The organism is Oscillospiraceae bacterium, from assembly GCA_015068525.1.
Lineage (GTDB): Bacteria > Bacillota > Clostridia > UMGS1840 > HGM11507 > SIG450.
The window spans coordinates 59424-73140 of record SVKJ01000004.1 but is presented as its reverse complement, the minus strand read 5'-3'; the positions used below and the strand labels follow the sequence as shown (position 1 = coordinate 73140).

The 13717-nt window shown below is 33.2% G+C and carries 14 protein-coding genes; 13 read left to right on the top strand and 1 reads right to left on the bottom strand.

What is annotated here, in order from left to right:
* Window positions 1–67 precede the first annotated feature (67 nt).
* From pta to E7419_02315, 12 genes are all read left to right on the top strand, one after another.
* Complete coding sequence (gene pta, locus E7419_02370) at window positions 68–1066, top strand: phosphate acetyltransferase (protein ID MBE7014035.1); 999 nt, start codon at window positions 68–70, stop codon at window positions 1064–1066.
* A 14-nt stretch (window positions 1067–1080) separates the two neighbouring features.
* On the top strand, window positions 1081–2277 hold the full coding sequence (locus E7419_02365; GenBank protein MBE7014034.1) for an acetate kinase: 1197 nt from the start codon (window positions 1081–1083) through the stop codon (window positions 2275–2277).
* Between the two features lie 67 nt (window positions 2278–2344).
* On the top strand, window positions 2345–2833 hold the full coding sequence (locus E7419_02360; protein MBE7014033.1) for a DUF177 domain-containing protein: 489 nt from the start codon (window positions 2345–2347) through the stop codon (window positions 2831–2833).
* 13 nt (window positions 2834–2846) lie between these two features.
* A complete protein-coding gene (locus E7419_02355) occupies window positions 2847–3026 on the top strand; it encodes a 50S ribosomal protein L32 (protein MBE7014032.1) in 180 nt (59 codons plus the stop codon).
* A gap of 558 nt (window positions 3027–3584) precedes the next feature.
* Window positions 3585–4442 carry an alpha/beta hydrolase gene (locus E7419_02350; protein MBE7014031.1) on the top strand — a complete coding sequence of 286 codons (858 nt, stop codon included), beginning with the start codon at window positions 3585–3587 and terminating at the stop codon, window positions 4440–4442.
* Window positions 4443–4835: 393 nt separating this feature from the next.
* Entirely contained in the window at window positions 4836–5708 is an 873-nt protein-coding gene (locus E7419_02345) for a sugar phosphate isomerase/epimerase (GenBank protein MBE7014030.1), read from the top strand.
* An 84-nt stretch (window positions 5709–5792) separates the two neighbouring features.
* Entirely contained in the window at window positions 5793–7100 is a 1308-nt protein-coding gene (locus E7419_02340) for a DUF512 domain-containing protein (GenBank protein ID MBE7014029.1), read from the top strand.
* A gap of 25 nt (window positions 7101–7125) precedes the next feature.
* The gene (locus tag E7419_02335) at window positions 7126–8460 is read left to right on the top strand and encodes a ribosome biogenesis GTPase Der (GenBank protein ID MBE7014028.1); all 1335 of its coding nucleotides are present in this window, start codon (window positions 7126–7128) and stop codon (window positions 8458–8460) included.
* Window positions 8461–8472: 12 nt separating this feature from the next.
* On the top strand, window positions 8473–9087 hold the full coding sequence (plsY, locus tag E7419_02330) for a glycerol-3-phosphate 1-O-acyltransferase PlsY (protein MBE7014027.1): 615 nt from the start codon (window positions 8473–8475) through the stop codon (window positions 9085–9087).
* Between the two features lie 29 nt (window positions 9088–9116).
* Window positions 9117–10106 (top strand): NAD(P)H-dependent glycerol-3-phosphate dehydrogenase, encoded by a 990-nt coding sequence (locus E7419_02325; GenBank protein MBE7014026.1) that lies wholly within the window; start codon window positions 9117–9119, stop codon window positions 10104–10106.
* A 4-nt stretch (window positions 10107–10110) separates the two neighbouring features.
* Window positions 10111–11442, top strand: a complete 1332-nt coding sequence (locus tag E7419_02320; protein ID MBE7014025.1) for a DUF1727 domain-containing protein — start codon at window positions 10111–10113, stop codon at window positions 11440–11442.
* On the top strand, window positions 11442–12161 hold the full coding sequence (locus E7419_02315; protein ID MBE7014024.1) for a glutamine amidotransferase: 720 nt from the start codon (window positions 11442–11444) through the stop codon (window positions 12159–12161). The genes E7419_02320 and E7419_02315 overlap by 1 nt, the downstream gene beginning before the upstream one ends.
* Here E7419_02315 and E7419_02310 read toward each other — a convergent pair.
* A complete protein-coding gene (locus E7419_02310; protein MBE7014023.1) occupies window positions 12128–12748 on the bottom strand; it encodes a hypothetical protein in 621 nt (206 codons plus the stop codon). The two genes, E7419_02315 and E7419_02310, sit on opposite strands and share 34 nt — an antisense overlap.
* Window positions 12749–13129: 381 nt before the next feature.
* Here E7419_02310 and E7419_02305 point away from each other — a divergent pair, with 381 nt between their 5' ends.
* Window positions 13130–13612 carry an amidase gene (locus tag E7419_02305; GenBank protein MBE7014022.1) on the top strand — a complete coding sequence of 161 codons (483 nt, stop codon included), beginning with the start codon at window positions 13130–13132 and terminating at the stop codon, window positions 13610–13612.
* Window positions 13613–13717: the final 105 nt, after the last annotated feature.

The following is a 13717-nucleotide window of genomic DNA, read 5'->3' as shown; positions in this document are numbered from 1 at the left end:
TGAAAAATAAGGTTTTTTACTATATAATATATATGTTTAAATTATATTAAAGGAGATGGAGTCTTACATGACTTTTTTAGAAAGCATTAAAAACCGTGCAAAAGCCGATGTTAAAACAATTGTTCTTCCTGAATCTATGGACAGAAGAACTTTTGAAGCGGCGGAAACAATTTTAAAAGAAGGTATCGCTAATCTTATAATTATCGGTACTCCGGAAGAAATAGCAGAAAACAGCAAAGGACTTGATATTTCTAAAGCAACAATAATCAATCCTTTTACTTATGAAAAAACAGAAGAATATATAAATCTTTTTGTTGAACTTAGAAAATCAAAAGGGCTTACTTATGAAGAAGCAAAGAAACAGGCTCTTTCCGATTATATGTACTATGCTTGTCTTATGGTTAAAGCAGGGGATGCAGACGGTGTCGTTTCAGGTGCTTGTCACTCTACTGCAAACACTCTAAGACCAAGTCTTCAGATTGTTAAAACAAAACCTGGAGTTAAACTTGTTTCAGCATTTTTCGTAATGGTTGTTCCTGACTGTGAATACGGAGCAGACGGAACATTCATCTTTGCAGACAGTGGTCTGGAACAAAATCCTGATCCTGAAAAACTTGCTGCAATTGCTGCTTGTTCTGCAGAATCTTTTGAACTTTTAACTCAGAAAGAAGCAATCGTTGCAATGCTTTCTCACTCAACAAAAGGAAGTGCAAAACACCCTGATGTTGATAAAGTTTTAGAAGCAACAAGAATATGTAAAGAAAACAATCCTGAACTTAAGGTTGACGGGGAACTTCAACTTGATGCTGCTATCGTTCCAAGCGTTGGCGAATCAAAAGCACCTGGTTCACCTGTTGCGGGACATGCAAATGTTTTGGTATTCCCTGATTTAGATGCAGGTAACATTGGTTACAAATTAGTTCAGAGACTTGCTAAAGCGGAAGCATACGGACCTGTTACACAAGGTATTGCAAAACCAATTAACGACCTATCAAGAGGCTGCAGCGCTGAAGATATCGTTGGTGTTGTTGCTATTACATGTGTTCAGGCTCAAAATCAAAATTAAAAGGAGTATTTAAAATGAAAGTTCTTGTTATAAACGCAGGCAGTTCTTCACTAAAATATCAGTTGATGAATCCTGATACAAATGAAGTTATCTGCAAAGGTCTTATTGAAAGAATAGGTATTGACGGAAAACTTACTCATAAACCACAGGGCAAAGAAGATTTTGTTTTAGAAACAAAGATGGACAATCATCAGGACGCAATAAAAGTTTTAATTGATGCTTTAATTGATGCCGATCACGGTGTTGTTAAATCAATGGACGAAATTGATGCAGTAGGGCATAGAGTTGTTCACGCAGGCGAATACTTTAACGATTCAGTTTTAGTAACAGAAGAAGTATTAAAGAAAATTGAAGCATGTGTGGAACTTGCACCATTACATAACCCTCCAAACATTTTAGGAATTAAAGCATGTCAGGAAATTATGCCTTCTGTTCCTCAGGTTGCAGTGTTTGATACTGCTTTCCATCAGTCAATGCCAAAAGAAGCATATTTATATGCTGTTCCTTATGAATATTACGAAAAATATAAAGTAAGAAAATTCGGTTTCCATGGTACAAGTCATAAATATGTTGCAGGGAGAGCCGCAGCAATGCTTAATAAACCGATTGAAGATTTGAAAATTATCACTTGCCATTTAGGTAATGGTTCTTCAATTTCTGCAGTTAAAGGCGGAAAATCTATTGAAACATCAATGGGCTTTACTCCTCTTGCAGGCGTATGTATGGGAACAAGAAGCGGAGACATAGATCCTGCTATTGTTGAATTTATCGCAACAAAAGAAAATCTTTCGGTTTCAGAAGTGCTAAACATCTTAAATAAAAAATCAGGTGTTTTAGGTGTTTCAGGATTATCAAGTGATTTCAGAGATTTATTAGGAGATGAATCGGAAACAAAAGAAAGATCAATCCTTGCAGTTGATATGTTTGTATATCATGTTAAGAAACAAATTGGTATTTGTGCCGCAGTAATGGGTGGAGTAGATGCAGTTGTATTCACAGCAGGTGTCGGCGAAAATACTGAATATGTAAGAAAGAATGTAGTGGATGGTTTAGAGTTTATGGGAATTGAAATTGACCCTGAACTTAATAAAGAAAGAGGCTACGAACTTGATATATCTAAAAAAGATGCAAAAGTAAGAACACTTATTATTCCAACAAACGAAGAACTTATGATTGCACTTGATACAAAAAAATTGGTTGAATCTAAATAATGCTTGACAAATGAGTATTATTTTAGTATAATGTTATTCGGTATTATATGTAAATCTTTAAAATGCTATGTCAACTAAAGGAGTCTGTATGGTTATAGATATTTCTAAAATCGCAGGAGCGGACGGGGCAACCCTTGATTTTAGCGGTGAAGTTAAATTTGATGATTATGAATATCCCGTTAAAGTTAAAGGGACAGTTAAAAATTATTCCGGTCAGTATGTATTAAACTGCGATATGGAAACGGTTTTTTTGGCACAGTGTGCACGTTGCCTTAAGGAATTCAAAAAGGATATTTCTTTTTCGATGGAAGAAGTTCTGGGCAGTGAAGACTGTTTGGAATGTCTTAAGATTGTACAGAATACCATAGATATAACCGAAGGAGTTTACACTCTGTTATCAATTAATTTATCTCAGAAATTTTTGTGCAAAGAAAGTTGTAAAGGGCTTTGCTTTGTGTGTGGAACAAATCTTAATGAGAGTGAATGTAACTGTGATAAAGATGTTGTAGATCCGAGATTTGAAGTATTAAAAAATTTGTTAAATAAAGTCGAATAAGGAGGTGTTTTTGATGGCAGTTCCAAAGAGAAAAGTGTCAAAAGCAAGAAGAGATAAGAGAAGAGCAAACTGGAAACTAACTATTCCGGGTATGGTAAAATGCCCTCAGTGCCAAGAATATAAATTACCTCACAGAGTATGTATGTCTTGTGGTAGTTATGACGGCAAAGAAGTTATCAAAGTTGAAGCGTAGTAACTAAAATGTGAGAAGGCGATTTTTGTATAAAAACAGCCTTCTCTATTTTTATATAGGGATATGCGGTCTTTGACCACAACTAAGTTTGCCTGATGGCAAGTGAAGTTATCTTGTGATAGTGAAGTTTACTAAAGTAAGTGAAGATCTGCCTTAGTGCAGTAATACTCGAACCCAATATGGTTTTAAAATGGAAATTTCGCGTAATATGGCAGAAATCCCTGCGAACATACGAAAGTATAATTCTTGAAATTTCTTCATCTTACCCAAAATTTCTCATTTTAAAACTTGCAGACCTTAAACCTTGGAAAATTTTCAAGATTTTTGATGCGGAGTCTGCAGTCAGGCTATCGCCTTACAAAGACGACAAATTAAAAAGATTGGAATTTAACAGGTTTAAGGCATATTGTGTTCAAGTCTTACTGCACTACGGCAGAGTGACAAACTTAACTTCACTTTAAACGAATGTTTAAAACTTCACTGCGTAAGCAACTTCACTTTGAACGATAGTTCAAAACTTCATTAAAACAACTGGCATCTAGTTTATACAGTCTTTGTATGAGGAATGTCGAAAATATTAAGGTATATAAAAACCATAGGAGGATTATTATGATTTATAATGTACTGGATTTTAGTGTGGATTATGCAGCAATGGGAGTTGCTGAACCACCAAGGAAAACAACATTAACATCGTATATTTTGACACCATCTGATGTGGAATGGGTTGTTCGTCCGGCAATTATTATTTGTCCCGGAGGGGGATATGGATTTACATCAGCAAGAGAGGCCGAGCCTATTGCTATGAAATTTTTGTCTGCTGGATTTCATTGTTTTATCTTAGATTATGCAGTGGCGCCTTCTGGGTGGCCGGCGCCTTGTTGTGAACTTTCAAAAGCGGTTTCGTATGTGCGAAGTATAGCCGATGAAAATGGGATTGATAAAAATAAAGTTTTTGTTTGCGGATTTTCGGCAGGTGGTCATTTGGCTGCAAGTATAGGAGTTCATTATGATAAAGAAATTGTTCGCAAATTTTCCGGTGTGGAAGGTTTTGAAAATAGACCGGATGGTATGATTCTATGCTATCCGGTTATAACTGATCATGATACTCATGAAGGAACAATGAATAATTTTATGGCCGGAAGAGATGAAGTGAAAGAACTTTTTGGGCTTGAAAACCATGTAACAAGGAATACCCCTAGAACATTTATATGGCATACCTTTGAAGATCAGGCGGTACCTGTCGTAAGCACAACAAGATTTGTTAATGCTTTAGTTGAAAACGGAATTGAGTGTGAAGTGCATATTTTTCCAAAAGGTCAACACGGACTATCTCTGGCGGACAGACAAACAGGCGTTGTGGTTGAAGAAGTTTCCGGTTGGATTGATATGGCGATTAGATGGGTCAATAACTTTTAACAAATGCACTTTTTAGGGTTTAAAATTAGAATAATTAAAATCCTGTATTTTTCAGCTCTAACTTAGTACGAAATATGCGTTGCATAGCAACGCAGCTAATATGAATTCTTGCGAATTCTCGATATGTGCTTCACACACGATATGTTGCTAACGCAAGAGAATTCATATTCACTGTAGGGCAGAGGCTTGCTCCTGCTGATAAAAGATATCGATTTTACAATAGTAAAAAAAGAAGGACCTCTCAAAATATAACGAAATTACAAATTTCTATATTTTGGAGAACCTTGATACTCATAAATTCGTATGCGGGCAGACAAAGTCTATATATCGACAAAAATTTTGTCCCTGACTTGACAGAGGCAATAAGAAATTTTAAAATGGAAATGGTGGTATATGAAAATTTCGACAGAAATTGCATCAGCAGCAAAAATTATCGGCGAAGAAAAAGCTATTGAATATTATGCGAAAGCAGGCTTTGATGCTTGGGATTTTTCTATGTTTAATATGTGTAAATATGATAGGGATAATAAATGCTTGCTTGAAAACGATCATCCTTTATCACAAAATAATTATCTTAAATTTGCAAGAAAACTAAAGCAAACAGGTCTTGATAACGGAATTAAATGTAATCAATCTCATGCTCCTTTTCCTACATATTGTCCTGAAATACGTTCGTATTTCAAACGTGCTATTGAATGTACGAAAGAAGCAGGCGGGGAAATTTGTATTATACATCCTGATAATAATAAGACTGCAGAGGAAAATAAAGAAATATATCTGGAACTTTTGCCTTTTGCAAAAGAATGTAATGTTAAAATTGCAACTGAAAATATGTGGAACTGGGACACTCTGAAGGACCAGTCTTCCTTTGCCGCATGCGCTACTCCTGAGAGTTTTAATGCACATCTTGATGCAGTAAATGATGAATATTTTGTTGCCTGCCTTGATATCGGTCATGCAGAAATGAGGGGCAGTGACACAAGTGCTGTGGAAATGATAAAAGCACTGGGTAATAGACTATCGGCATTACATATTCACGATAATGATAAATGGCATGATTCTCATCAAATTCCATTTTCTATGGATATTGATTTTAACAAAGTTGTCGAAGCCCTCAGGCAAATAAACTACAAAGGATATTTTACACTTGAAGCAGATCAATACTTAAGCGCATACACCAAAGATAATATATTTGATGGAATTAAAAATTTAGCAGATGCAGCAAGAAAACTTGCTGATATGTTTGAAAATAATAACAATTACTAAACAGGAATAAGATTACAAATTATTTATGAGTTTGTGCATAGATACAAAGATTAAACTTGGATACATATATAATCAGGAGGCAATATGTCGGCAGAAATAATAAAGGTTGAAAAAGGCAGTATAGCAGAAGAAATAGGCTTAGAAATCGGTGATAAAATTCTTTCGGTAAACGGTGAAAAGTTTAGCGACGCTTTAGAATACCGTTTTTTGATTTCAGAAGAATATATTGAACTTGAAATTGAAACAAAGGATAATGAAAATGTTATCTGCGAAATAGAAAAAGAAGAATATGAAGATCTTGGAGTCGAATTTGAAAACCCTCTTATAGACAAGCCGAGAAGTTGCAGGAACAAATGTATATTCTGTTTTATCGACCAGCTTCCAAAGGGACTTAGAAAATCTCTTTATTTTAAAGATGACGATACAAGGCTTTCTTTCTTAAACGGGAACTATGTTACACTAACTAATATTGACGATGCCGAAATTGATAAAATTATAAAAATTCGACTTTCTCCCATAAATATTTCAGTTCATACAACAGATGATGAACTTAGAAAATTTATGTTAAACAATAAACTTGCAGGTGGAATATTAGAAAAAATAAAAAAACTTACAGATAATAAAATTACGGTTAATTGCCAGATAGTTTTGGTTAAAGGCGTTAATGATAAAGAGAATCTTTATAAAACAATAAAAGACTTGTCCTCATTTTATCCTTATATGCACAGTTTGTCAGTTGTTCCCGTTGGTATTACTGATTACAGAGAAAATTTATATAAGGTAGAAGAGTTTGATAAAGAAGATGCGAATGAAATTATAAAACTTGTGACTGATCTTCAAAAAGAATTTTTAAAAACCAAAGGTTCAAGAATTGTATATCTTGCTGACGAGTTTTATATTATGTCCGATTTCGATTTGCCGAAAAGCGAAGTATATGAGGATTTTCCGCAGATTGAAAACGGTGTGGGAATGATGTCATCTTTCCTTAGTGAAGTGTATGAAGAACTTGATTTGAAAAAAGATGATTATAAAACATTTAAAACAACTAAAACTATTGTTACGGGAGTACTGGCATATCCGTATTTTATAAAAATTAAAGAAAAAATAGAAAAAGAATTCCCGCTTGTCAAGTTAAATATTGTAAAAGGGATAAATAAACTGTTCGGAAGTAAAATTACTGTAACGGGGCTTTTATGCGGACAGGATATCATAGATTCACTAAATGGTGTTGAGATAGGAGATAACCTTCTTCTTTCTGTTGATACATTAAGAGCAGAAAAGGATTTGTTCTTAGACGATATGACTATCGCCCAAATGGAAGAAAAACTTAACACAAAAATTTTATTTAATGATATTTCAGGAAAGGATTTTATTGATAAAATTTTCCTTTAATGATATAATAGAAAAAAAGGAGTAAATTATGAAACCGATAGTTGCTATAGTCGGCAGACCGAATGTAGGAAAGTCGACATTGTTTAATAAAATAGTAGGAAAAAGAATTTCAATAGTTGAAGATACGCCCGGTGTTACAAGAGACAGAATTTATCAGGACGCAGAGTGGTGCGGGCATAATTTCACACTTATTGATACAGGCGGTATTGAGCCTAAAACCAAAGATGATATATTAATGAAAATGAAAATTCAGGCAGATCTGGCAATTGAAATGGCAGATGTTATTATTCTGCTTACCGATTTAAGAGATGGGCTTACTGCAAACGACGCTGATGTTGCAGCGATGCTTCAAAAATCAGGAAAACCGATTGTTCTTGCTTGTAATAAGGCAGATACTATATCCAAAAATCAGTACCTTCATTATGAATTTTACAATTTGGGACTGGGAGATCCTGTTTCGGTTTCTTCTATTCACGGATTAGGTGTCGGTGATTTACTTGACGAGGTCGTTTCATATTTTCCTGAGAAAAATGAAAACGAAGATGAAGATGAAAGCATTAAGGTTGCTGTCATAGGAAAACCTAATGCAGGAAAATCTTCTTTAATTAACAGGATTTTAGGGGAAGAAAGGCTTATTGTAAGCGATATTGCAGGTACAACAAGAGATGCAATTGATACAAAAGTTACAATCGGCGAAAAAGAATATACCTTTATTGATACTGCAGGTGTAAGAAAAAAAAGCAAGATAAATGATAATATTGAAAAGTACAGTGTTATAAGGTCTTATCAGGCAGTTGACCGTGCCGATGTTTGTCTTCTTGTGATTGACGGAACAAGCGGTGTTACTGAACAGGATACTAAAATCGCAGGCTATGCTCACGAGCAGGGAAAGGCAATTATTATTGTTGTTAATAAATGGGATATTGTAGATAAAGACGGAAGAACAATGCAGGAATACAGAAAAGACTTGCAAAGGGATTTGATTTTTATGACATACGCACCAAGTGTTTTTATTTCTGCTAAAACAGGCTTAAGAGTTTCTAATTTATTTGAACTTATTAACTTTGTTAACGAACAACAATGTATGAGAATTAAAACAGGTATGCTAAACGATATTTTAGCAGAAGCAACTGCTAAAGTTCAACCTCCAAGTGATAAGGGAAGGCGCCTTAAAATCTATTACGGAACTCAGACAGGTATTAAGCCTCCGACATTTGTTATATTTGTTAACGATGTTAGGCTTATGCATTTTTCCTATGAAAGATATATCGAAAACCAGATTCGTGCTATATTCGGTTTTGAGGGAACTCCGATAAAATTCTTTATTAGAGAAAGAAATTCAGATAATCCAAATAAGTAAGGGAGACAGCATATGAAATATATAGTTATATTATTAAGTGCGATAATAGGATATTTACTCGGAAGCTTAAGTTTTGGTGTTATTGTCGGTAAACTTTTCTATAAAAAAGATGTAAGAGAAGCAGGTTCTAAAAGTGCAGGTGCGACTAACGTTTTAAGAACTTTTGGGAAAAAAGCAGCAGCGCTTGTTACCATTGGCGATATGCTAAAAGGGATATTTTCTTATTTAATAGCATATCCTATCGGAAATATATTTGGCATAGGAGAACTATCGGCAGTTATAGCAGGTACTACAGCAGTTTTCGGGCATATTTTCCCTTTGTTTTTTAGTTTTAAAGGTGGAAAAGGTGTACTGTCATCATTGGCACTTTCGTTTATGATTGACTGGCGAGGCGGACTTTTGGCACTGCTTGTTGCATTGATTATAATGGCATTAACTAAATATGTATCTTTAGGTTCAATGCTTGGCTGTGTTTTTAATTCTGTTATAATATGCTTTTTAGCACCTTTTGACTATTTAAAAATTATACCTGTAATTTTCCTTACAAGTGTTGTAATAATAAAGCATAAAGATAACATTAAAAGGCTTATACAAGGTAAAGAAAACAAACTTGGGAAAAAAGCGTAACAACAGGTTTGAAATAAGGAGTGGACAAGTTGAAAAAAATAGGAGTAATAGGTTCTGGAAGTTGGGGAACAGCTATAACTGACGTTCTTGCAAATAACGGGCATAAAGTTACATTATGGTCATATTTAAAAGAAGAATATGATATGTTTTTAAACTACAGGGAACATATAAAGTTTCTACCTGGTGTTATTCTACCTGAAAGTGTTGAATTTACAAATGATATAAATAAAGCAGTCGAAGGAATGGATATCATTGTTGTTGCCTGCCCTTCTTTTGCTGTAAGAAGTACGATTGAAAAAATAAAACCATTCTATAAAAATCAGACTATTGTAAGTATTGCAAAGGGAATGGAAGAGGGGACACTTAAGTGTATATCTTCCGTTATAGAAGAAATCCTTATGCCTAAAAAACAAGTGTGTGTTTTAAGCGGTCCATCTCATGCAGAGGAAGTGGGTAAGAAAATGTGTACCACTTTGGTTGCTGCATCAAAGGATATAAATGTTGCTTTAGAAATCCAGGATACTTTTATGTGTGACTATTTGAGAGTTTATACATCAGATGATGTTATAGGCGTTCAGCTTGGTGGTGCGCTTAAAAATGTTATATCTCTATGTGTGGGTATTGCAGATGGTTTAGAGCTTGGAGATAACACAAAAGCCGCACTTATGACACGAGGTATGTCAGAAATAATAAGACTTGGAACAAAAATGGGCGGAAAAATTGAAACTTTCAGTGGACTTACAGGAATGGGAGATTTGATAGTAACCTGCCTTAGTATGCACTCAAGAAACCGACGTGCAGGTATTTTAATCGGTCAGGGAAAAACTCCCGAAGAAGCAAAAGAAGAAGTAGGTATGGTAGTTGAAGGTATACTTGCAACAAAAAGTGCCTATGAACTTTCCAAAAAATATGATGTGGATATGCCGATAGTAGAAGAAGCGTATGGTGTATTATACTTAGGATATGATGTTAATTCATCAATGAAAAATTTAATGTTAAGAGATAAAAGGGCAGAGTAAACTTATGAAAAAAATAAGATTTATATTATCAATCTGGGTTTGTAAAATTCTTATATCAGTGGGTAAAATTATGGGTAAAAAAGGCTCGGCAACACCGGGTGTATATGCTCTTAAAGTATGCCCCAATGTGCTTAAAATTCTATCAAAAAAAGTTAAATGCGGTATTGTAGCAGTTTGCGGAACAAACGGGAAGACTACTACCAATAATCTGATTGATAAAATTTTAACTAAAAAAGGTTACAAAGTGGTTTGCAACAATATCGGTGCAAATATGCTCTCAGGAGTTGTTACTGCGTTTATAGAAAAATGCGATATATTCGGAAACTTAGATTGCGACTTTGCAACTTTGGAAATGGACGAAGCATTTTCAGTAAAAATTTTTGAACACCTTACTCCTGATGTTATGGTTATAACAAATCTTTTCAGAGACCAGCTTGACAGATACGGAGAGGTGGAACTTACGGCAGGATACTTAAAAAAAGCACTCGATATTGCTAAAGGTACGCGCCTTTTAGTAAATGGCGATGATCCTATTTTAGTTAAAATGGGTGAAGAATATGGAGAATTTTTATCATTTGGTGTTTTGGAAGATGTTATAACCAACGAAACTCAGGAAGTGCATTTTTGCCCAAGATGTAATGAAAAACTTAAATATAACTATTCTCACTATTCCAAACTTGGAGATTTTAATTGCGAAAAATGTTTGCTTAAACGTCCTGAACTTGACTTTTATGCTAAAAAAGTTGATTTATCTGACGGGCTTTCATTTGAATGTAACGATGAAATTAATATAAAAGTTAACTACAGAGGCTTTTATAATGTATATAATATTTTAGCATCACTTTTAACGGTCAAAACATTAGGTATTGATTTAGATAATATAAATGAAATTTTATCAGACTACAAGCCTCAGGTCGCGAGGATGGAACAGTTTAATTTGAAAAAGCCTGCTATTTTAAATTTAGCAAAAAATCCTGCAGGATTTAATCAGGCGTTTGCAACAGTGCTTTCAGACAGAAGAAAAAAGGATATAATTATAGCACTTAATGACTGTGAGTCGGACGGAATGGATATTTCGTGGATCTGGGATGTTGACTTTGACAGTCTTTCAGATGAAACTGTAAATTCCGTTACCCTATGCGGATTAAGGTGTGACGAACTTAATGTAAGAATGAAATATTCTTCTTTTAATAAAGAATGTACTGTATATGAAAACTTAAAAGAAGCAGTGGAAGATAATCTTAAAAAAGATGGCGAGGTTTTATATCTTTTAGTAAATTACACAGTGATTTTCGATGCAGAGAAGATATTAAGAAATATGGAGGGGAACGAATAATGGAACTTAAAGTAGGTGTTATCTATCCTGAACTTCTTAATATGTTTGGCGATATCGGCAATATAAAAGCGATTGAAAAAAGGCTTTTATGGAGAGATATAGACGTAAATATAACTGATATTTATATAGATGACGAAATTGATTTTTCGATATTTGATATTGTTTATATTGGCGGAGGTGGAGATAGAGAAATTCTAACCGCAAAAGATAAACTTTATCCTATAAAAGATAAACTTAAAGAGTATGTTGAAAGTCACGGAGTTTTACTTGCCGTTTGTTCAGGGTTTGAACTTATTTCAAAAGAATTTCATATAAAGGGAGAAAAGCAGGAAGGGCTTGGTGTCCTTGAAGTAAAATCGTTATGGGATGAAAAAAGATTTGTTTCAAATGTTGTAATAAATACTCCTTTTGGTATAGTAACAGGTTTTGAAAACCATAACGGAAGAATGGACATAGGAAACCTTAATCCTCTTGGAGAAGTTGTTTTTGGAAATGGAAATAACGGGCAGGATAAAAAGGAAGGAGTAATTTATAAAAATACTTTTGCATCTTTCTTAGACGGACCTCTTCTTCCTAAAAATCCAAAATTATGTGATGAAATTATCAAAAGAGCTCTTATAAAAAAATATAATGAAGATATTGTTTTAAAAGAACTTGACGATAAGGAAGAAAGAAAAGCAAGTAACTATATAGTAAGTAAATACACAAGCCAGATATAACTTAAAATAAATAATATAAATCCTGTCAGTAAGAGATAGGATTTTTTATTTTTAAAGTTTATAAAAAGTTTTGTACCGGTTAAATTAATTTCAATAACCTTTCCGTTTGTTACTTTTTCTCTTAAAACATTAAATTCAAACTTTTTATTTATTTCTTTTATGTATCTTAAGTACATTATAATATAAATTAAAGACAAAACAGTTGCCATAAAGCAATTTACTAACGCTGTGAAGTCAACTGACTTTACAGCGTACTGAGAGTAAATTATGAAAGAAAAACTTACAGTATAACTTATAATTATCAGCAGATTTATAATATGTTTTTTGACTTCTTTTACATTAAAATCTGAACCTGAATTTATAAGTTTTATTGTAAAAAGAACAAAAAGATTTAAGTAAAATAGTGTTAATGGAATAATATATAAAGTTTTTAAAAATAAAATATCTTCGCTTAATCTTTTGTCAAAAATAATGTAAAAATTATATAGTGTAAGAAAGAAACTTAAACTTAAACTAAAATAATCTAAATATAAGAAACGGTCACTGCTTTTTGTTAAGTCTGAATTTGAAAAAACTATTTTTTTCATTTCGTTGCAGCAGGTAAAATATTTAAATATTATTATTAAAAAATATAAAAAATTCATTAATCCGAAATATAAAAAATTATTAAAAATAAGACTCAAAGAAAAAAAGAATGCTGTTACATTAAAAAGAAAATTCCTGAAATTTTTAATTAAAAGATTTGCTGATAAACTTTCGTTTGTAAAGTTTACCATAAATATAACTTTTTTATAACTTACCGAAAAGAAAAATAAAATAAACATAAATAGATAAGAAATAACATTTATAATAAAATAATACTTACTCATAATATCACCAATATTATTTTAGCAAATGGATAATATATTTTCAAGTATTACTCCCATTTATCTTTAAATGCATAAAATAAAGTAAGGGGGAATAAATGTATGCGTGAAATAATTTATGACAGGCGTCTGGCAGTTTCCTATGCTAAAAAGTGGGCTTATGAAAGAAATCCAAAGTATTATGATTTTTCTGATATTGGAGGGGACTGCACTAATTTTGTGTCCCAGTGTATTTATGCTGGAATTGGTATTATGAATTATACTAAGGATTACGGCTGGTACTATATAACATCTTCTGACCGAAGTCCTTCCTGGACAGCGGCGCAGTATCTTAATCGTTTTTTACTAAATAATGAATCAGTTGGTCCTTATGGAACACTTACTGATTCTTATAATGTAAATTTGGGAGATATCGTTCAGTTTGAAAATGAGGAGGGAAGAATATATCACTCTTTAATGATAACTAAAACAGAGCCTCAGATTTTGGTTACAACACACAGCTTTAATGCTTATAACCGTCCGCTTTCAACCTATAACTATTATAAGGCATATTTTATACACATTGAAGGAGGAAGAGCAGAGTAAATAATATTAAGTAAAAATTGACTGCTTAGTTTTTTTGTGTTATAATAATCTCGGTGGAGTTTCATTTCTAGTTGTATTCTACAATAAGTAAAATGTTTTTTGCTT